The 19,850-nt window shown below is 71.6% G+C and carries 15 protein-coding genes; 6 read left to right on the top strand and 9 right to left on the bottom strand.

Annotated elements, in window-relative coordinates; all coding sequences use genetic code 11:
• Positions 1-87: 87 nt before the first annotated feature.
• From R4Z63_RS21395 to R4Z63_RS21385, 3 genes are all read right to left on the bottom strand, one after another.
• The gene (locus tag R4Z63_RS21395) at positions 88-1,743 is read right to left on the bottom strand and encodes a peptide ABC transporter substrate-binding protein (RefSeq protein WP_384452959.1); all 1,656 of its coding nucleotides are present in this window, start codon (positions 1,741-1,743) and stop codon (positions 88-90) included.
• Between the two features lie 473 nt (positions 1,744-2,216).
• Entirely contained in the window at positions 2,217-4,121 is a 1,905-nt protein-coding gene (typA, locus tag R4Z63_RS21390; RefSeq protein ID WP_037919495.1) for a translational GTPase TypA, read from the bottom strand.
• Positions 4,122-4,455: 334 nt separating this feature from the next.
• Complete coding sequence (locus R4Z63_RS21385; protein ID WP_037919493.1) at positions 4,456-6,747, bottom strand: ABC transporter family substrate-binding protein; 2,292 nt, start codon at positions 6,745-6,747, stop codon at positions 4,456-4,458.
• A gap of 349 nt (positions 6,748-7,096) precedes the next feature.
• Here R4Z63_RS21385 and R4Z63_RS21380 point away from each other — a divergent pair, with 349 nt between their 5' ends.
• The 4 genes from R4Z63_RS21380 to R4Z63_RS21365 all read left to right on the top strand — a co-directional run bounded on the left by R4Z63_RS21380 (position 7,097) and on the right by R4Z63_RS21365 (position 10,925).
• A complete protein-coding gene (locus tag R4Z63_RS21380; RefSeq protein WP_037919491.1) occupies positions 7,097-7,321 on the top strand; it encodes an Rv0250c family protein in 225 nt (74 codons plus the stop codon).
• Between the two features lie 111 nt (positions 7,322-7,432).
• Positions 7,433-8,257 carry a succinate dehydrogenase subunit SdhC gene (gene sdhC, locus R4Z63_RS21375; RefSeq protein ID WP_037919489.1) on the top strand — a complete coding sequence of 275 codons (825 nt, stop codon included), beginning with the start codon at positions 7,433-7,435 and terminating at the stop codon, positions 8,255-8,257.
• Positions 8,257-10,158 (top strand): fumarate reductase/succinate dehydrogenase flavoprotein subunit, encoded by a 1,902-nt coding sequence (locus R4Z63_RS21370; protein WP_037919487.1) that lies wholly within the window; start codon positions 8,257-8,259, stop codon positions 10,156-10,158. Before sdhC ends, R4Z63_RS21370 begins: the two co-directional genes overlap by 1 nt.
• Positions 10,155-10,925, top strand: coding sequence for a succinate dehydrogenase/fumarate reductase iron-sulfur subunit (locus R4Z63_RS21365; protein WP_384452966.1), 771 nt, complete (start codon positions 10,155-10,157; stop codon positions 10,923-10,925). The genes R4Z63_RS21370 and R4Z63_RS21365 overlap by 4 nt, the downstream gene beginning before the upstream one ends.
• A gap of 45 nt (positions 10,926-10,970) precedes the next feature.
• On the opposite strand, the gene R4Z63_RS21360 is transcribed toward R4Z63_RS21365, so the two are convergent.
• On the bottom strand, positions 10,971-11,210 hold the full coding sequence (locus tag R4Z63_RS21360; RefSeq protein WP_384453039.1) for a hypothetical protein: 240 nt from the start codon (positions 11,208-11,210) through the stop codon (positions 10,971-10,973).
• Positions 11,211-11,315: 105 nt separating this feature from the next.
• Here R4Z63_RS21360 and R4Z63_RS21355 point away from each other — a divergent pair, with 105 nt between their 5' ends.
• Together R4Z63_RS21355 and R4Z63_RS21350 are read left to right on the top strand one after the other, a co-directional pair.
• Complete coding sequence (locus R4Z63_RS21355; protein ID WP_384453042.1) at positions 11,316-13,406, top strand: TPM domain-containing protein; 2,091 nt, start codon at positions 11,316-11,318, stop codon at positions 13,404-13,406.
• Positions 13,407-13,464: 58 nt separating this feature from the next.
• The gene (locus R4Z63_RS21350) at positions 13,465-14,181 is read left to right on the top strand and encodes a PspA/IM30 family protein (RefSeq protein WP_384452969.1); all 717 of its coding nucleotides are present in this window, start codon (positions 13,465-13,467) and stop codon (positions 14,179-14,181) included.
• Positions 14,182-14,250: 69 nt separating this feature from the next.
• Here R4Z63_RS21350 and R4Z63_RS21345 read toward each other — a convergent pair whose 3' ends face one another.
• The 5 genes from R4Z63_RS21345 to R4Z63_RS21325 all read right to left on the bottom strand — a co-directional run bounded on the left by R4Z63_RS21345 (position 14,251) and on the right by R4Z63_RS21325 (position 19,757).
• Positions 14,251-16,881 (bottom strand): SpoIIE family protein phosphatase, encoded by a 2,631-nt coding sequence (locus R4Z63_RS21345; RefSeq protein WP_370466474.1) that lies wholly within the window; start codon positions 16,879-16,881, stop codon positions 14,251-14,253.
• A 196-nt stretch (positions 16,882-17,077) separates the two neighbouring features.
• A complete protein-coding gene (locus R4Z63_RS21340; RefSeq protein ID WP_384452973.1) occupies positions 17,078-17,518 on the bottom strand; it encodes an ATP-binding protein in 441 nt (146 codons plus the stop codon).
• 153 nt (positions 17,519-17,671) lie between these two features.
• Positions 17,672-18,094, bottom strand: a complete 423-nt coding sequence (locus R4Z63_RS21335) for a (deoxy)nucleoside triphosphate pyrophosphohydrolase (RefSeq protein WP_037919477.1) — start codon at positions 18,092-18,094, stop codon at positions 17,672-17,674.
• A gap of 39 nt (positions 18,095-18,133) precedes the next feature.
• A complete protein-coding gene (locus R4Z63_RS21330) occupies positions 18,134-18,319 on the bottom strand; it encodes an SPOR domain-containing protein (protein ID WP_384452977.1) in 186 nt (61 codons plus the stop codon).
• A gap of 685 nt (positions 18,320-19,004) precedes the next feature.
• Positions 19,005-19,757, bottom strand: coding sequence for a GntR family transcriptional regulator (locus tag R4Z63_RS21325; RefSeq protein WP_037919476.1), 753 nt, complete (start codon positions 19,755-19,757; stop codon positions 19,005-19,007).
• Positions 19,758-19,850 lie beyond the last annotated feature (93 nt).

The raw sequence follows: 19,850 nt of genomic DNA, 5'->3' as shown, positions 1-19,850 counted from the left end.
AAACGGCCTGCCGAGCGGGGCCGCGGCCCACCGGTCACCCGGGGGCCGCGGCACGTTCGCTCCCGACGGATATACCGTCCGAACCGATTACTTCTTGAGCGAGATCTTCTCGAGGATCGGGTCCTCGTTGAAGTTGATGTCGTCCAGACCGTTGAACTTGTCGGTCGCCATCAGGCGGAACTGGGAACGGTTGAAGGTCGGGATGAGGGCCATGTCGTCCATGGCCATCTTCTCGGCCTGCTTGTACATCGCGATGCGCGCGGCCTCGTCCTTGGTGGCGCGGGCCGTGTCGATCAGCTTGTCGAACTCGGGGTTGTTGTAACGGACGCGGTTGTCACCGGTCACGTTGCCGTCCGCGTCCTTCGACATCGAGGACGAGTGCAGCAGCGGGAACAGGAAGTTCTCCGGGGTCGGGTAGTCCGCGCCCCACGCGAAGCGGTAGACGCCGGTGGCGCCGGAACCCTGCTGCTCCTTGAGCATGCCCGGGAAGTCCTTGCCGTCCAGCTTGACCTTCACGCCGAGGACGTCCTCGAGCTGACGCGCGATGGCCTGGACCCACTCTTCGTGGCCCGCACCGGTGTTGAAGGAGAACTTGATCTCCGTACCCGGCTTCAGGCCGCCCTTCTCGGCGTGCTCCTTGGCCTTGGCCACGTCCTGCTTGAGGCAGGAGGTGCACAGGTCCTTCTGGTACGCCTTCGGGAACGACGGCGGCACGATGGTCGTCGACGGGGTCTGGAAGCCCTGGAAGACACCCTTGGCGATGGCCTGACGGTCGATCGCGTAGGAGATCGCCAGACGGGCGTCCTTGTTGTTGGTCGGGCCGTTGTCACCGATCGGCAGAACGAAGTTCATGCCGCTGGTGTCCTTGGCGAACCACTTGTTCTGCGGCTTGAACTTCGCCTCGGCCGTCTTCAGCATCGGCGTCGGGATGTGCGCGTAGTCGAACGTGCCGGCCTGGAAGCCGTCGTACTCGAGCTGCTGCGCGGTCTTGTCGTTGAGGAGGGTGACCTGGACCTTGTCCAGCTTCGCCTTCTCCAGGCCGTAGTCGTCGTTGCGGACGAGGTTGATGGCCTTGTTGTGCTCCCAGCTGCCGTCCATCTTGAACGGACCGTTGCCGATGGGGGCCTCGCCGAACGCCTTGTCCTCTTCGCCGACCTTGGCGGCCTTCGGGACCGGGCTGTAGGCGGTGTGGGCCGTCTTCAGGACGAACTCGCAGTCCGCCTTCTCCAGGTCCACCTTGAGGGTGTGCGGGTCCGGGGTGGTCACACCGGAGAAGGTCTTGGCCGAGCCGTCCTGCAGCTCCGCGTAGCCCTTGATGCCGGCGAAGTGGTACGCCACGTCGGACGCGGCGGCCTTGTGCGCGGAACGCGCCCAACCGCGGGCGAACGCCTCGGCGTCCACGACCTCGCCGTTGGAGAACTTGGTGTCCGGCTTGATCTTGAAGGTCCACGAGGTGCAAGCCTCGTCCGAGGTCGCCGACTCGGCGAGCAGCGGCTCGGCCAGACCGTCGGGGGTGTTCCCGTACAGGCCGGTGAACAGGGCGTTCGACAGCAGGATGCCCGTGGACTCGTGGGCGCGCCCCGGGTCGATGGTGTCCGGCTCCGTGCTGCCCAGGCGGAACGTACCGCCGCCGGCAGCGCTGCCCTTGTCCTTGCTGTCACCGTCACCGCCGCCACAGGCGGTAGCGGCCAGGGCGACGACAACCGCGCCCACGACCCACTTGGCGCTCTTCGCACCGCGCATGGGTTTCCTCCTCATGAGTCCACTGATCGACTTGAGGGGCATGAAAACCTCGCCGACACCCCTGACGGCGAGTGGTTTCCTGCCCATAGTGTGCTCGTGAGTCGGCGCGATCCCCACATCGCGTGACCCATTGACCCGAGCTCAATGGAGCCATCCTCAAGTACGGCCAGGCCGTAAACCACACTTAAGTGGTCTCGTTTTCACAACATCGATCCGCGGCAGAAACCCGAAATCCGGACAAACGGATAGGAGACAGACACGTGCGAAACGGACGGTTGGCTCATCATCCGGAGTGTCACGGTCGGTATGCGGACACGTGAACACAAAAATCCGCTTGACGTAAGCGAACAGCCCCTCCCCTCACGGAGTCCGTGAGGGGAGGGGCTGCTGCTTGTCCCGGCCCTGACGGCCGGCCGCGGCAGGCGCGGCCCGCACCCGGGCAAACCCCGGGACCGGCCGCCTGAACGCGGTTGTTACTTGGCGGACTTGGCCCGCGACGCGGTGCGCGAGCGCTCCTTCTGGTCCAGCACGACCTTGCGGATGCGCACGGCCTCCGGGGTCACCTCGACGCACTCGTCGTCGCGGCAGAACTCCAGGGACTGCTCCAGGGAGAGCTTGCGCGGCGGGACGATCGCCTCGAAGGTGTCGGCGGAGGAGGAGCGCATGTTGGTGAGCTTCTTCTCCTTGGTGATGTTCACGTCCATGTCGTCGGAGCGCGAGTTCTCGCCGACGATCATGCCCTCGTACACCTCGGTGCCGGGGTCGGTGAACAGCACGCCGCGCTCCTGGAGGTTGGTCATCGCGAACGCGGTGACCGCACCGGCGCGGTCGGCGACCAGGGAGCCGTTGTTACGGGTGACCAGCTGGCCGAACCACGGCTCGTGACCCTCGTGGATGGAGTGGCCGATGCCGGTGCCGCGGGTCTGCGTCAGGAACTCCGTACGGAAGCCGATGAGGCCACGGGACGGAACGACGAACTCCATGCGGACCCAGCCGGAGCCGTGGTTCGACATGTTGTCCATGCGGCCCTTGCGGACACCCATGAGCTGCGTGACGGCGCCCATGTGCTCCTCGGGCACGTCGATCGTCATGCGCTCGACCGGCTCGTGCACCTTGCCGTCGATCTCGCGGGTGACGACCTGCGGCTTGCCGATGGTCAGCTCGAAGCCCTCGCGGCGCATCTGCTCGACGAGGATCGCCAGCGCGAGCTCACCGCGGCCCTGGACCTCCCAGGCGTCCGGACGGTCGGTGTCGAGCACGCGCAGCGAGACGTTGCCGATCAGCTCGCGGTCCAGGCGGTCCTTGACCTGGCGGGCGGTGACCTTGCGGTCCTTGACGGCGGACTTGGCGTCCGCGCCCTTGCCCGTGCCGCCGCGGCCGACCAGCGGGGAGGTGTTGGTGCCGATGACCATGGAGATGGCCGGCTCGTCCACCGTGATCAGCGGCAGCGCGATCGGGTTCTCCGGGTCGGCCAGGGTCTCGCCGATCATGATGTCGGGGATACCGGCGACGGCGCAGATGTCACCGGGACCGGCGACCTCGGCCGGCTTGCGGGTCAGCGCCTCGGTCATCATCAGCTCGGTGATGCGGACGTTGGAGATGGTGCCGTCGCGCTTGATCCACGCGACCGTCTGGCCCTTGCGCAGCTCGCCCTGCTCGACGCGCAGCAGCGCGATGCGGCCGAGGAAGTTGTCGGCGTCGAGGTTGGTGACGTGCGCCTGGAGCGGGGCTTCCTCGTCGTACGTCGGGGCCGGGACGTGCTCCAGGATCGTGGAGAAGAACGGCTCCAGGTTCTCGCTGTCGGCGGGGACGGTGCCGTCCTCCGGCTTGGTCAGCGAGGCGATGCCGTCACGGCCGCAGGCGTAGACGATCGGGAACTCGATCTGGTCCTCGTCGGCGTCCAGGTCCAGGAACAGGTCGTAGGTCTCGTTGACGACCTCGTCGATCCGGGAGTCCGGGCGGTCCGTCTTGTTGATGCAGAGGATGACGGGCATCCGGGCCTGGAGGGCCTTGCGCAGGACGAAGCGGGTCTGCGGCAGCGGACCCTCCGAGGCGTCCACCAGGAGGACGACGGCGTCGACCATCGACAGACCGCGCTCGACCTCGCCACCGAAGTCGGCGTGGCCGGGGGTGTCGATGATGTTGATCGTGATCGGGGCCCCGCCGTCCTTGGGGTGATACTTCACCGCCGTGTTCTTGGCGAGGATCGTGATGCCCTTCTCACGCTCCAGGTCGTTCGAGTCCATCATGCGGTCGTCGAGCTGCTGGTGGGCGGCGAAGGCACCGGCCTGCTTGAGCATGGCGTCGACGATGGTCGTCTTGCCATGGTCGACGTGGGCGACGATGGCGACGTTACGGATGTCGTGGCGCGTGGGCACTTCGGCGCTTCTCCCGGGATCGTGGATGGCGTCACGTACGGCCTGGCACGCGCGCCTCGACCGGGCGAAAACCTGCCACGGCCTTACCCCATGGTACGTCGAATGGCGGGAACCGCCTGCCGGGGGGTCTGTCAAGAGGCCGGAGGAATGAGCACGGCCGAGCGCGAGGTGGGGTGCCCGGACCGCCGTTCCTGCCGGAAATCATGCGGGTCAACGGGTATCCACGACCTTGCCCGCCGGAGTTCCGGCGGGCAAGGGACTTGAGTCACATCTGAGGTTGCGCCCCGCGGGTCAACCTGACAGGAACCGCTTTGTCACCACATCTTCGCCAGGGCTACTTCTTCTTGTCCTTGGCGGTCGGCGCCTTCTTCCAGCCGATGTCCTGGTAGCGGGGGGCTCCGAGGCCGAAGGCGCCGGCGTTGACGAGGCCGGGCCTGACGGCCACCAGCTCCGGGCGCTGGAAGAGCGGGATGGATCCGGCCGCCGCCCAGATCCGGGCGTCGGCCTTGCGCACCAGCTCGCGGGACCGCGCCTCGTCCAGCTCCCCGAGAGCCTGGTCGAACAACTGGTCGATGTGGTCGGTGCCGACCCTCGTGTAGTTCTGCTCGACGAGGAGCGAGCCGTCCGCCGCCGGCTCCGGCTTGGCGAAGATCGGCCGGGCGTCGGTGGCGGGGAAGGCCGTGGCCGGCCAGGAGTACAGGGCCAGGTCGTACTGGCCCGATGCGATGTGGTCCTTGAAGAAGCTGTCGTCGGCCACCTTGGTCGTCTCGGTGTTCACCCCGAGCTTGCGGAGCGTCTCGGAGATCCGCTCGCCGACCGTGCGCAGGGACTCCGAGCCGGGGCCGGCCGGGAGGACGAAGCGCAGGGTGAGCGCCTTGCCGTCCTTGGCGAGCATGTTGCCCGAGGTGCGGGTGGCCTGCTTGGCCGGGGCCGGCGAGCCCTTGGCCGGGTCGGCCGCGTCGCCGTCCCGGGCCGGGCTGCGCTTGCCGTCGTCGGCCACGGAGCGGGCGTGGGCCGCCTGGGCCAGGAGGGAGGCCTGCTGCTGGGCGCCGAAGGGGGCGGGGGCCAGCACCGGCGAGACACGGTCCCGGTCGTCTCCGGCCGCGGTGGTGTCGGCGCCGGCGGCCTGCGGCCGGTCTCCGTTGGCCCCGTCGTCCTGGCCCACGATGTAGAGGCCGTCGTTCCCGGTGCCCGGGCCCGCGGGCGTCTTGCCGTCGTCCTGCGGGGCGCTCTCCGGGCCCGCCTTGGCACCGGCCGGCTCGGTGATCTTGCCGCCGCGGCGCCAGCCGGCGTCGGCGAGGAGGGCCTGGGCCGCCTTGGCGTCCTGGCCGCCGAGGGCGTCGCTGTTGTCGGCGTACGCCTGCTGCCCGGCCAGGGCCACGTGGCTGCCGACCGGCTTCGCGGGCAGGCCGAGCGGTCCCAGCACGAGGTCGGCCAGCGCCTGGCGGTCCAGGGCGCGGGCCACCGCCCGGCGCACCCGTTCGTCTGCCAGCGGGCCGGACGCCCCGTTCATCGCCAGCTGCGTGTAGGCCGGCTCCAGGGACTTGCGGACCGTGAAGCCTCGCAGGCCCTTCTGCTCGTCCGCGTACCGCTTCACCGACTCGGCGTGCTTGGCGCGGTTCTCCTGCTCCTGCTCCGCCTTCTCCTCGTCCGTACCGAAGGCGGTCGCCCACGACAGCGTGGCCTGCGCCGGGGTCATCGCCGCGCCCGGACCGTGCGCCGGGGCCCCGCCCGCACCGGCGCCGCCCTTGCCGGAGGCGTCCCGGTGGGCCAGGGCGATGCGGTCGGCCCCCGAACGGTCGATCTCCGCCAGATCGAGCTTCCCGGCAGCCAGCGCCGCGGGGCGGCCGGCCCGGGGCACCGCCGTCAGGACCAGCGTGTCCAGCTTGGCCTGCTTCCCCCACCAGCGTGGGTTGCGGGTCAGGGCGACGGTCCCGGTCTTCTTGTCGATCGCCCCGAGCCCGAAGGGGCCGGCGGTGGCCTTGAGCGCGCCGCGGGCACCCTCGTTGAAAGCGTCCGGGGTGCCCATGACCTGCTTGGGGTAGAGCGGCGAGAACAGCGAGCGCCAGTCGGCGTACGGCTTGCCGAAGGTGACCCTGACCTCCAGGTCGGTCTTGCCCCTCTCGATCTTCTCGATGCGTTCGTAGCCGGCGTTGCGCGCCGTCCAGTAGGCCGAGTCCTTGCCGTTCAGGGCGCGCCACTGGGCCACGAAGTCGGGTGCGCCGATCTCCCGCCCGTCGCTCCACACGGCCTGCTGGTTCAGCTTGTACAGGACGACCTGCTTGGGCTCCCGCTCGATGACCTCGGCCTTCTCCAGGTAGTCGGGATTGGCCACCGGTCGCCCCTTGGCGTCCAGCACGAAAAGGTGCGGCAGCACGGCACCCGCGATCCTGCTCGTGGCGGCGTCCGCGTCGGCCTGGAAGGCGTTGAGGGTGTCCGGGAGGGCGTCCACCGCCCACCGCAGCACGCCCCCGTCGGCGACCTTGTCGCGGGTGGTCGTCGCGATGTCCTGCCCTGCGGCGGCCGGGCCGCCCTCGTCGTCACCCGCGCCGCAGCCCGTGAGCAGCGGCAGTGCGAGGACTCCCGAGGTCAGGAGCGCCAAGGACCTGCGCCTTCTCTGGGACATGGGTGGTACCTCCGGGGCGGGGCTTGGGGGAAGCGTGATCACGTTCGGCGGTATATGGAGCTGATCACACCGGTTGCCGGAATCCACTGAAATCGACGGCACTGCGCGCCCTCCGCAGCCGCCTCTCGCCACGCCGCGAACCCCACCCGTGCGGACCAATCCCGTCGGCACGGCGTGGGGGGCGTTCCCCCGGACGGGGGAAGAGAATGGGTGGCAGGGAGGGGCGCACAGTTCACGCCTGCGCGCCCGCAATCGCTGCACGTCCCTTCACAAGGGGGGACGCGAAGCGCGACACTCGCAGGCGCACATGAGCGTTGCCACCGCACCCTGGCGGAAATGAGGGCAAATCATGTCCCTGCACGACGACCTGACCGCTGTACGACGCAACCTGGACGAGCTGACGCGCAAGGTCGAGCGGCTGGAGCAGCAGGCCGCGGCCGCCCGGCGGAAGCCCGCACCGGCTCCGCCGGAACCGTCCCGGATGGTGACGGTCCCGGACACCCCCTACGACAGCACCCTGTGGACGGACTCCGACGACGAGGGCCTCGGCGCCCGCGACCGCCGCGCGCCCTGACGCCGCCCCGCCGCGTTCCGCACACCGTCCGCCCGCTCCCCTGTCCGGTCCGGCCGCCCCGAGGCGGGACCGGACAGGGGCGTCCCCTCATCACTCGTACCGGAGCCCTCCTTGGCCACAGGCACGGAACGACCCCAGCAGCGGCCCGGCGGCGTCCACGACGCCTCACGGGCCGCGATCACGGCCCGGCACCTGCGGACCGACCGGTGGTGGCTCGCCCCCGCCGGCACCGCGGCCGGGCTGCTCGCCTTCATCGTCTACTCGACCTGGCGGGCCTTCGCCAACACCGACTACTACGCGGCCCCCTACGTCTCCCCCTTCTACTCCCCGTGCCTGGCGGAGAACTGCGTGGAGATGCGCGGCGGCCCCAACTGGGACCTGTTCGGCAGCTGGTGGGGCCTGTCCCCCGCGCTGCTGATCCTGGTCTTCCCGCTCGGCTTCCGGCTGACCTGCTACTACTACCGCAAGGCCTACTACCGGGGCTTCTGGGCCTCCCCGCCCGCCTGCGCCGTGGCCGAGCCGCACACGCGGTACACCGGTGAGACCCGCTTCCCGCTGATCCTCCAGAACGCCCACCGGTACTTCTTCTACGCGGCGGTACCGGTGGCGGGCATCCTCACCTACGACACCGCGCTGACCTTCCGCGACGAGCACTACCAGTGGGGCCACATGGGCCTCGGGACCCTGCTGTTCCTGGTCAACATCGGGCTGATCTGGGCCTACACGCTGTCCTGCCACTCCTGCCGGCACATCATGGGCGGCCGGCTCAGGCACTTCTCGAAGCACCCGGTGCGCTACCGCCTCTGGGGCTGGATCAGCCGGCTCAACTCCCGCCACATGCAGCTGGCCTGGGCCTCCCTGATCAGCGTGGCCCTGTGCGACGTCTACGTGTACCTGCTGGCCAGCGGCGCCTTCACCGACCCGAGGATCTTCTGATGGCTCAAGTGGAACGGCAGCAGTGGGACGTGGTCGTGGTCGGCGCGGGCGGTGCCGGGCTGCGGGCCGCGATCGAGGCCCGCGAGCGCGGCGCCCGGACGGCCGTGATCTGCAAGTCCCTCTTCGGCAAGGCCCACACGGTGATGGCCGAGGGCGGGATCGCCGCCTCGATGGGCAACGTCAACGAGGGCGACAACTGGCAGGTGCACTTCCGCGACACCATGCGCGGGGGCAAGTTCCTCAACCAGTGGCGGATGGCGGAACTGCACGCGAAGGAGGCCCCGGACCGGGTCTGGGAGCTGGAGACCTGGGGCGCGCTCTTCGACCGCACACCCGACGGGAGGATCTCCCAGCGCAACTTCGGCGGCCACGAGTACCCGCGTCTCGCGCACGTCGGCGACCGCACGGGCCTGGAGCTGATCCGCACCCTCCAGCAGAAGACCGTCGCCCTCCAGCAGCAGGACTTCAAGGAGTACGGGGACCACGAGGCCCGGCTCAAGGTCTTCCAGGAGTGCACGGTCACCAGGGTCCTCAAGGACGGGCCGAGGGTCTCGGGGGCCTTCTGCTACGAGCGCGAGTCCGGACGCTTCTTCGTGCTGGAGGCCCCGGCCGTGGTCCTGGCCACGGGCGGCATCGGAAAGTCCTTCAAGACGACCTCCAACTCCTGGGAGTACACCGGCGACGGCCACGCGCTGGCCCTGCTGGCGGGTGCGCCCCTGCTGAACATGGAGTTCGTGCAGTTCCACCCGACGGGCATGGTCTGGCCGCCCTCCGTGAAGGGCATCCTCGTCACCGAATCGGTCCGCGGAGACGGCGGGGTGCTGCGCAACTCCGAGGGCCGGCGGTTCATGTTCGACTACGTCCCCGACGTCTTCAAGGAGAAGTACGCCGAGTCCGAGGAGGAGGGCGACCGCTGGTACGACGACCCGGACCACCACCGGCGTCCGCCCGAGCTGCTGCCCCGCGACGAGGTGGCGCGGGCCATCAACGCGGAGGTGAAGGCCGGCCGGGGCTCCCCGCACGGCGGGGTGTTCCTCGACGTGTCCACGCGCATGCCGGCCGAACGGATCAGGCGGCGGCTGCCGTCCATGTACCACCAGTTCAAGGAGCTGGCGGACGTGGACATCACCGCCGAGCCGATGGAGGTCGGCCCCACCTGCCACTACGTGATGGGCGGCATCGCGGTCGACTCCGAGACCGCGGCCACCGTCGGGGTGCCCGGGCTGTTCGCAGCCGGTGAGGTCGCGGGCGGGATGCACGGCTCGAACCGGCTCGGCGGGAACTCCCTGTCCGACCTGCTGGTCTTCGGGCGGCGGGCCGGGCTGCACGCCGCCGGGTACGCGGCCTCGCGCCCGGGGCGCCCGGCCGTCTCCCCAACCGCGATCGACGCGGCGGCCGCGGAGGCGCTGGCTCCCTTCCACGCCGCCGAGGACGCGGAGAACCCGTACAGCCTGCACCAGGAACTCCAGACGACCATGAACGACCTGGTCGGCATCATCCGCCGGGAGGGCGAGATGGCCGAGGCCCTGGAGCGGCTCGCGGCCCTGCGCGTGCGGGCCTCGCGGGCCGGCGTCGAGGGCCATCGGCAGTTCAACCCCGGCTGGCACCTCGCCCTGGACCTGCGGAACATGCTGCTGGTCAGCGAGTGCGTGGCCCGCGCGGCCCTGGAGCGCACCGAGAGCCGGGGCGGGCACACCCGCGAGGACTGCCCGGCGATGGAGCGGGCCTGGCGCCCGGTGAACCTGCTGTGCCGGCCGGTGGACCCCGTACCGGCGGACCCGGCGGCCGACCGGATCGAGCTGGTCCGGACCCGCACCGAGGCCATCCGCCCCGATCTGCTCGCCCTGTTCGACAAGGAAGAGCTGGCCAAGTACCTCGCCGAAGAGGAGCTGTACGGATGAGCACGTACGACGCGAGCTTCCGGATCTGGCGGGGCGACGCGGAGGGCGGATCCCTCAGGGACTTCACGGTCGAGGTGCACGACGGGGAGGTGGTCTTGGACATCGTGCACCGGCTCCAGGCCACCCAGGCGGCCGACCTGGCGGTGCGCTGGAACTGCAAGGCGGGCAAGTGCGGCTCGTGCAGCGCGGAGGTCAACGGCCGGCCGCGGCTGATGTGCATGACGCGCATGTCGACCTTCGAGCGGACCGAGACGATCACGATCACCCCGCTGCGCGCCTTCCCGATCGTCCGCGACCTGGTCACCGACGTGTCCTTCAACTACCGCAAGGCCCGGGAGGTACCGGCCTTCATGCCGCCGGAGGGGGTCGCCCCGGGTGCGTACCGGATGCAGCAGATCGACGTGGAGCGCTCACAGGAGTTCCGCAAGTGCATCGAGTGCTTCCTGTGCCAGGACACCTGTCACGTGGTCCGTGACCACGAGGAGAACAAGCCCGCCTTCGCCGGTCCGCGCTTCCTGATGCGGGTGGCGGAGCTGGACATGCACCCCCTGGACGCGGCCTCGGACGCGGGACTCGACCGCAGGCGGACCGCCCAGGAGGAGCACGGGCTCGGTCTGTGCAACATCACCAAGTGCTGTACCGAGGTCTGCCCCGAGGGCATCAGGATCACCGACAACGCGCTGATCCCGCTGAAGGAGCGGGCGGTGGACCGCACGTACGATCCGCTGGTCTGGCTCGGCAGCAGGATCGGACGCCGGAAGGGCTGAGAGCGGCCGGGATCCTCTCGCGGGAGGATCCCGGACACCGCCCGGTCAGCGGCCGGAGTGGTCGGTGACGTTGCCGTTGGAGCAGTGGTTGGCGTGGTCGCCCACCCAGTCGCCCATGACCGGGACCACGGCTACCTCCTGGAGGCAGACCGCGGCCGCGGTGAAGTTCCAGTTGTTGGCCGCGTTCACCCCGCCCCCGAAGTTGGAGTCGTTGTCGGCGTGGGCGGGCGCGGCGAGGCCGAGGGCGGCTGCGGCGAGCAGGGTCGCCGTCATGATCTTCTTCATGGCCTGCCAACGACGGCTCCTGCGCCGGGTCACTGCCCCTTGCTCCGGATGCGGGCCCGGTGGCCCGCTCATACCCTCCCAAATGTGATCCTGCCGAGAAGCACCCTGCGCAGCAGAGCCGTCGCACGGGCCGGGCTCGCCCTGGCCGCCGGGCTGCTGGCGCTCGGCGGCTGGGGCATCGCGCAGGCTCCCGCCGTACGTGCCGAGGACCCCGTCGCCCTGGAACGGCAGGGGCAGACCACCGACCGCGTCGGCGCGCTCGGCGACCGCAAGCCCGCCGTCACCGCCGCCCTCGACGAGCTCTACGCCGACCGGAGGATCCAGCTCTTCGTGGTGTACGTGCGGGACTTCTCCGGACGCTCCGCGCAGAGCTGGGCGGACGCCACCGCGCAGCGCAACGGCCTCGGCCGGGACGACGTCCTGCTGGCGGTGGCCACCGGGGACCGCCAGTACGCCTATTCGGCCGATGTCGACTCCGGATTCACCGAGCGGCAGCTGGCGGAGGTGGCACGGACCGCGATCGAGCCGGCCCTGCGGCAGAACGACTGGGCGGGCGCGGCGATCGGCGCGGCGAACGGCTACGACGCGGTCCTCGGCGGGCAGCCCGTACCGGCGCCGACCATCACCCCCGGCCCGCCCGACCCCGGCGGCGGGGCCGGCGGCGGGAGCGGCGCCGGGGACTATGTGCTCCCGGTGGTCGCGGTCGGTGCGGCCGGGGCGCTCGGCGTGTACGCGTACACCCGCCGCAGGCGCAAGGACGCCGCGGCCGGCGGCCGCGGTACGACGACCGGTCCGGGCTGGCCCGAGGGCGCGCCGGACCGCCTCCCGCTGCCGGAGCTGGACGGCCGGGCGAAGTCCCTGCTGGTGGAGACGGACGACGCGGTCCGCACCAGCACCGAAGAACTCGGCTTCGCCACGGCGCAGTTCGGCGAGGAGGCGGCCGCCCCGTTCACCGCGGCCGTGGAGTACGCCAAGGGGGAGCTGACGCACGCCTTCCGGCTGCGCCAGCAGCTCGACGACGCCTATCCGGAGGACGACGCGACCCGGCGCCGGATGCTGGACGAGATCCTCGCCCGCTGCACCGAGGCGAACCGGCGGCTCGATGCCCAGGCGGCGGACTTCGACCGGCTGCGGGACCTGGAGAAGAACGCCCCGCGGGCCCTGGCGGCCGTGGAGGAGCGCTACCTGGAGCTGACCGGGCGCACCACCACCGCCGAGGCGACCCTGACCGCGCTGGCCCGGCGGTACGCGGACTCCGCTTCCGCGCCCGTCGCCTCCAACCCCGAGCAGGCCAGGGACCGGCTGCTGTTCGCGGCGACCAACCTGGGCCTGGCGCACGCGGCCGTCGACGCGGGCGAGAACGGCACGGCGGCCGTGCACGTACGGTCCGCCGAAGGTGCGGTGGGCCAGGCGGCGACCCTGATGGACGCGGTCGAACGGCGGGCGCAGGAGCTGGCGGAGGCGGCCGGGAAGCTGCCGGGTGCACTGACCGAAACGGAGACCGACCTCGCGGACGCCCGGGGGCTGCTGACCGGCACCGCGGAGGGCACCCCGACGGCGGACCTGCGCGGGCGCATCGGCCGGGCCGAAGCCGTGGTGGCCGACGTGCGGCAGGAGGAGGCGGCCGGCCGCTACGACCCGATCGACGCCCTGCGCCGGGTGGAGGAGGCCGACGAGGCCCTGGACGAGGCGCTCGCCGGGGCCCGGGAGCGGGAGTCGGGCCGGCGGCGGGCCGCGGCCCTGCTCGACCAGGCCATGCTCGCGGCGCGCAGCGCGATCGGCGCGGCGACGGACTACCTCACCACCAGCCGGGGCGCGGTGGGCAGCCAGGCCCGCACGCGGCTGGCGGAGGCGGGCCGGCACCTGGAGCGGGCCGCAGCGCTGGAGGCGGGCGACCCGTCGGAGGCGCTGGCGGAGGCCCGGCAGGCGGACGCGCTCGCACGGCAGGCGCAGCGGTTGGCGGAGCAGGACGTGCAGGCGTACCGGGACCCGTACGCGGGCCGGCGCGGCGGCGGGCAGGGCGGCGCCGTACTGGGCGGGATCATCCTCGGCGAGATCCTGCGGGGCGGCCGCGGGGGTGGCGGATTCGGCGGATTCGGAGGCGGCGGCGGGGGCTCCGGCGGTTTCGGCGGCGGCCCGGGCTCCTTCGGCGGCGGCGGCACCCGGGGCCGCATGGGCGGTGGCGGCCGCTTCTGAACCGCCCGCGCGCGGGTCCCGTACCGGACAGACCATCCCCCACCAGGAAAGGCCCCTCATGACCAAGCAGACGATCCTCGGCCGGGTCACCCAGCTCGCCAAGGCCAACATCAACGCGCTGCTGGACCAGGCGGAGGACCCGCAGAAGATGCTGGACCAGCTGATCCGGGACTACGGCAACAACATCTCGGAGGCGGACCAGGCGGTCGCGACGACGATCGGCAACCTGCGGATGCTGGAGGCGGACCACAGGGAGGACGTGGACGCGGCCGCGGAGTGGGGCTCCAAGGCCCTGGCCGCCAGCCGGAAGGCGGACGAGCTCAGAGCGTCGGGGGCCGCGGCCGAGGCCGACCGGTTCGACAACCTGGCGAAAGTGGCGCTGGGGCGGCAGTTGCAGTCGGAGAAGGAGGCGCAGACGGCCGAGCCGACGATCGCCGCGCAGACGGAGGTGGTCGACCAGCTCAAGTCTGGCCTGGAGTCGATGCGGAACAAGCTGACGGAGCTCCAGGCGAAGCGGGACGAGCTGGTGGCCCGGGCCCGCACCGCCGAGGCGCAGAACACGATGCTGGACGCGGTGAAGAACATCGACGTGATGGACCCCACGAGCGACCTGGGCCGCTTCGAGGAGAAGGTGCGACGGGAGGAGGCGCTGGCCCTGGGCCGGCAGGAGCTGGCCGCGTCCTCCCTGGACGCACAGTTCGAATCCCTGGACGACCTGGGCCGACGGAGCGAGATCGAGGCCCGTCTGGCCGCCCTCAAGCAGGGCGCCGCCTAGGCCGTACCGGGTCCGCACCCGGCCGGGGGCTGCCGCGGTGCGGCGTCCCCCGGCCGGCCTGTCGGTGGGTCAGCCGTACAGGTCGAGGAGCTGTTCTGCCGAGAGCTCCCCGGCGGCCTCCTCCGCCGCTCCCGGCAGCGGCAGCTCGAACCACACGGTCTTGCCGCGGTGGGTCCGCCGGGTGCCCCACCCGGCGGACAGCATGCCCACCAGTTGCAGGCCCCGGCCCCCCTCGTCAGTGTCGCGGGCGCGCCGGCGCCTCGGCTGGACCAGGTTCGCGTCCCACACCTCGCACACCAGCGTCCGGTCGAGCAGCAGCCTGAGCCGGATCTCGCCCTCGCCGTAGCGCAGGGCGTTGGTGACGAGTTCGCTGACCAGCAGCTCGGTGGTGTCCAGCAGGTCCTCCAGACCCCACGCCGGCAGCTTGGCCCGGGCCAGTTCCCGCGCCCGGCCCACCGAACGCGCCTCGCGCGGCAGCTGCCAGTCCCCGACGGCGTCCACAGGCAGTCCCTGCACCCGGGCCATCAGCAGGGCGATGTCGTCCTCGCCGTGCCGGGTGTCGAGGGTGTTGAGCACGTGGTCGCAGACGTCCTCCAGGGGGCGGACCGGGTCGGCGAGCGCGGCGCGCAGGCCGCGCAGACCCTCCTCCAGGGGATGGTCCCTGGACTCCACGAGCCCGTCGGTGTAGAGGGCGAGCAGGGCGCCCTCGGGGAGATCGACCTCGACCTCCTCAAACGGCTCGCCGCCCACCCCGAGCGGCAGCCCGGGCGGCACCTCCAGCAGCAGGGCCGGCATGGGCTCGCGCTCCTCGTACGGGCCGGGCCGGTTCGGCGACACCAGGACCGGCGGCATGTGGCCGGCGTTGGCGATGGTGCAGCGCCGCGTCACCGGGTCGTAGACCGCGTACACGCAGGTGGCGAGGTACACCTCCGAGCGGTCGGAGTCGCGGGAGTGCAGGGCCGCGCGGGAGGCCTGCTGGGAGCCGCCGGGTGCGCCGAGCCCGCGCGCGATCTCGTCGAGGGCGGTCAGCACCTCCGCCGGTTCGAGGTCGAGCAGTGCCAGGGTCCGCACGGCGGTGCGCAGTTCGCCCATGGCCACGGCGGCCCGCAGTCCCCGGCCCATGACGTCGCCGACGACCAGCGCCGTGCGGTGGCCGGGCAGTTCGATGACGTCGAACCAGTCGCCGCCGACCTCGGTGGCCGCGTTGCCCGGCAGGTAGCGGCAGGCAATGTCCAGGCCTGCCGCCGCCGGGTCGCCGGGGGGCAGCAGGCTGCGCTGCAGGATCAGCGCCCGCTCGTGCTCACGCCGGTACAGCCGCGCGTTGTCGATGCACACCGCGGCCCGGGCGGCCAGTTCCACGGCCACCGCCCGGTCCCGTTCGCCGAAGGGCTCGCTGCCCTTCGTACGGGAGAACTGGGCGAGTCCGACCACCGTGTCGTGGGCGACCATCGGCACCACCAGGGTGGACTGCACGAGGTCTTCCGGCCCGCCGCCCTCGATCAGCCGCGGCCTCGCCGTGCGCAGGGCGAGCGCCCCCGGCGAGGCGGCCGGATAGCGGTGGATGTCGCCGACGGCGACCAGGGCGCCGGGACCGGACAGCGGTGCGTCCGACACGGCGGAGGCGAAGGCCACCCGGCGCAGCGCGGCGGACGGCGTGCGGGCCGGTCCCTGGCCGGGCAGGCTGGGCACGCCCGGCCCCTGGGGGCGAGCGGGACGGTCGTCGTCGCCGAGCAGGAGCCCCTGGTAGAGGTCGACGGCGGCCAGGTCGCAGAAGCCCGGGACGGTGACGTCGAGGAGTTCCCGGGCGGTGGTCTCCAGGTCCAGGGAGTTGCCGATGCGGTGCCCGGCCTCGTTGAGGAGGGCGAGATTGCGCCGGACCCCGGCGGCCTCGCGGGCGGCGAGGTGGCGGCGGGTGACGTCGGTGCCGATGCCGGCGACACCGATGGGGCGGCCACTGCCGCCGTGCACGCGGTAGAGGTTGATGGACCAGTGGCGGTTCTCCCGGCTGCGCGGGGTGGATCCGGTGATCCGCAGGTCGGTGACCGCGTCGCCGGTGTCCAGCACCCTGCGCAGGGCCTCCGCCATCCGGTCCGCCTCGTGCGCGGGCAGGTAGTCGTGCACGGTGCGGCCGCGGTGCGTCTCGGCGGTGCCGCCGAAAACGGTGGCGAAGCGCCGGTTGGCCCGCTGCACGGTGAGGTCCGTACCGAAGAGCAGGAAACCGAAAGGAGATTGGCCGAATATGGCCTGTGACGCGGCGAGGTCGGATTCGATCCGGCGCAGCGCGCGTACGTCGACGACGACGCACAGTGCGGCCCGTTCCGCGGTTTCGGTCTGGGTGGGCATCACATAGATCTCGGCCACGCCGTGCGCGCCGTTCCCGCCCGGGATCCGGAAGGGGATCAGGCCGGTCCACTCCTTGCCGTCGAGGATCTCGGCGACCTTGCGGTGGGCGTCCGGGCGCAACTCGGCGGGCATGAAGGCGTCGACCGGGTCGCGCCCCACGGTCTGGGCGGCCGTCAGGCCGAAGAGCTCCTCGGCGCGCAGGCTCCACTGGTCGATGAACCCGTCGGGCCCGATCGAGAACGACGCGACCTTTATGTAGTCATATATCGAGCCAGGCGGACTGCTGTGCCACAGGGCGTCGTGCCATGTCTCGCGCGGCACGTTGGCCTGATGTGCCTGCGCAGGTATTTCGCTCACGCGACCGTCCCCTCCAGCTCACCGCAACCGGACCGGCCATGACGGCAGTATTCAGCACCACGCCCCCGGACGGCACGGCGTTCACGATCACAGCACGGTCTCGATGATTTCAAGCCATGTCGCGCGATCTCCCCCGACCCCTTCCCGGCCACCGCCGGAAGATGCCGCGAGGGGTCTCCCGCCACCGCTCACCTTGTTACTCACCAGGAAGAGCCAACTCGAACCACACGGTCTTCCCCGTTTTGCCGTGACGCGTCCCCCAGCGCTGGGAGGAGACGGCCACGAGGTGCAGTCCGCGCCCCCCCTCGTCCTCCGAGTCCGCCACCCGCTCGCGGGGCGGATCCGGAAGCGGATCGGAGATCTCCACCAGCAGCGCGGGACCGCCCGACGGCGTGTCCGCGGCATCTCCGGCGGCCGGATTCCGCCATACCAGCCGGACGCCGATGGGGCCGGAGGCGTAGCGCAGGGAGTTGGTCACCAGCTCGCTGACCAGCAGGACGGTCACGTCACCGACCGCTTCGAGACCCCACTCGTGCAGGGTGCCGCGCACGGCGTGGCGGGCGGTGCGGACGGCGCCGGGCTCGGCGGGGAAGGCCCACTCGGCACACTCACCGTCTGTGTCGATCACGCCGATCACTTCCCGGGCCAGCAGCGACCCCAGTCCGGTTCGTCGGGAACGAAAGGAGGACGAGATAGGGATTAATAGCGACATACCCGATATTCGGGGCGTCGTACCACTCGATCCCGAACCCACCGGCGCACTGTGGCGCATACGGCCCAGCCGTGAGCCTCAGACGCCCCCGCCACCGGCCCCGGCGCCGCCCGCGCGCAGCCGGCGGCCGGCCTCGGCGACCGCCGGACGGTCCTGGTCCAGCCAGTCCACCGACTCCAGCTCCTCCGGTCCCAGCCAGCGCAGTTCGTCGTGGTCCTCCAGCGGCGCCGGTACCCCCGAGAGCAGCCGGGCCGTCCACACGTGCAGGACCAGCCCGGGTTTCAGCGGCCACTCCCCCGGGATACGCTCCAGCGGCTCGGTCTCCACGCCGAGCTCCTCACGCAGTTCGCGCACCAGCGCCTCGGGGACGGTCTCACCCGCTTCGGCCTTCCCGCCCGGCAGCTCCCAGCGTCCGGCGAGCTCCGGCGGTGCGCTGCGACGGGCGGCGAGCAGGCGCCCGTCATGACAAAGGGCTCCGCCCACGACCACGCGTACAGTCATGGGCGGAGCCTATGCCAGCGCCGCGAGGCGCCGCCCAGCTCAGTTCATCGTGGCGGTCTGACCGATCCGCTCGACCCAGTAGAGCTGCTTGTGTCCTCGGTCGTCGAGACTGTCGGCGACCTTCTGGGCCTCGGCCCGGGTGGCGTACTGCCCCACCCGGTAGCGGTTGCCGTTGTCGTCCTGACGTATGACCAGCCACGGAAGCAGTGCACCGCTGTCGTTCATCGCGTTTCACCTTCCGTCGACGTATCTGCCCGGGAAACCGCATTGCGCATATGCCCGACCTTACGCCCGACCTTTACGGAGCGGATACGGTTTTTCACGAAGAGATACCTTGCAGGCGTACGCATCCGGCCACGCGTACGAGTGCGCCCCGTACGCCGGCCCGAACGGGCGCACGCGCGGCACCGGGGCGCGCGACCGCGCGCCCCGACCTTCCTACGGACCGGTATACCCGCAGGTAGCTTCGGGGGGACGGGGTGCCCGGGCGGCCTGGAGGCCCGGGAAGCGGCCCGGTTCCGGCCGCCGCAGGAGTGCCGCCGGGAACGCCGCGGCCGCCCCACAGGCCCGCGGAAGGCACAGTTCGGGGCGGCCGGGGGCGATCATCATCGCGCCGAAACCCGCCGCCTCGCCGGCTCCGGCGAGGCGGCCGCGGGGCCCGGCGGGCCCGGATCAGGAGCGGCTCAGCGCCACAGGGGACACAAGGGCTCTCCGGCCCGACCCGCGCGGCGCCCCGGGGCCCGCCCCGCCACCCCCGGGCGGATCGGCGCACGGCCCGGGCGGCATCGGGCAAGTGGGTGCGTGGCGGGGCGGAGCGGCACGCCCCTACGGGGCGGATGCGGGCGGCCCGACAGCGGGGCGAGGAGCCGCAACCGCCGCCGCGCGGGCCAGGGGGACCACGGGAGCGCCCTCAGCGCACCGGCAGGTGGTAGGAGAGGCGGTAGCGGTCCGCCGGGACGACCACGTCAGCCGTCTCCACGGCACGGCCGGAGGCGAAGTAGGTGCGGCCGATCACCAGCACCACGTGCCCCGGCACCCCGCCGAGCAGGCTGAGCTCCTCGGCCAGCCCCGGCCGCGCACCGACGTCCTCCACCACGTTGTCGACGACGACATCGATCGCGGCCATCCGATCGACCACCCCGGAGCCGCCCAACGGTCCCTCCTCAGGCAGCATCACCGGGGTCCGTCCGGTCACCGCGAGGGGCTCCCAGGAGGTCGAGAGCATCATCACCTCGCCCGCGTCCCGGAAGACGTACCGCGTCCGCATCACCCGCTCGCCGGGCTCGATGCCGAGCCGCTTCGCGATCTCCGCGGGCGCGTCCGCCTGTTCGCTGCTCGACTCCCACGTCCCCCGCGCGCCGGAGTCGGCCTGCTCCTGGCGGAACGGCGTCGAGGCACCGCCCGCGCGGTAGCCGGAGCGGGCCACCCGCCGCGGCACCGGCTGCTCGCGCACGTACGTACCAGACCCGGACCGGCCCTCGACGAGCCCCTCCGCCATGAGGACCTTGCGCGCCTCCAGGGCCACGGTGTCGGAGACCCCGTACTCCTCGCGGATGCGGGCCTGGGAGGGAAGCCGGGCGTGCGGGGGCAGAGAGCCGTCGACGATCTGCCGCCGAAGATCCCCGGCCACGCGCAGATAGGCCGGCTGCTCACCGAAAGTCACTGGCACTCCCATCAGGTTGACAGACAGCAACAGCCTGGCAACCGATGGTTGTGGACCGCAAGCAAGGGCCAGGGTTTCACCCGAAGTGATGAA

The organism is Streptomyces sp. PL-29, assembly GCF_058344425.1.
Note: the sequence above shows the minus strand (reverse complement) of the source record. Positions and strands in the feature narration are given on the sequence as shown.

What these genes read in the sequence shown, in the direction of transcription:
- R4Z63_RS21395 (WP_384452959.1), bottom strand. Translation starts at nt 1,743, where the DNA reads ATGCGCGGTGCGAAGAGCGCCAAGTGGGTCGTGGGCGCGGTTGTCGTC.
- R4Z63_RS21385 (WP_037919493.1), bottom strand. Translation starts at nt 6,747, where the DNA reads ATGTCCCAGAGAAGGCGCAGGTCCTTGGCGCTCCTGACCTCGGGAGTC.
- R4Z63_RS21380 (WP_037919491.1), top strand. Translation starts at nt 7,097, where the DNA reads ATGTCCCTGCACGACGACCTGACCGCTGTACGACGCAACCTGGACGAG.
- R4Z63_RS21370 (WP_037919487.1), top strand. Translation starts at nt 8,257, where the DNA reads ATGGCTCAAGTGGAACGGCAGCAGTGGGACGTGGTCGTGGTCGGCGCG.
- R4Z63_RS21365 (WP_384452966.1), top strand. Translation starts at nt 10,155, where the DNA reads ATGAGCACGTACGACGCGAGCTTCCGGATCTGGCGGGGCGACGCGGAG.
- R4Z63_RS21360 (WP_384453039.1), bottom strand. Translation starts at nt 11,210, where the DNA reads ATGAAGAAGATCATGACGGCGACCCTGCTCGCCGCAGCCGCCCTCGGC.
- R4Z63_RS21350 (WP_384452969.1), top strand. Translation starts at nt 13,465, where the DNA reads ATGACCAAGCAGACGATCCTCGGCCGGGTCACCCAGCTCGCCAAGGCC.
- R4Z63_RS21335 (WP_037919477.1), bottom strand. Translation starts at nt 18,094, where the DNA reads ATGACTGTACGCGTGGTCGTGGGCGGAGCCCTTTGTCATGACGGGCGC.
- R4Z63_RS21330 (WP_384452977.1), bottom strand. Translation starts at nt 18,319, where the DNA reads ATGAACGACAGCGGTGCACTGCTTCCGTGGCTGGTCATACGTCAGGAC.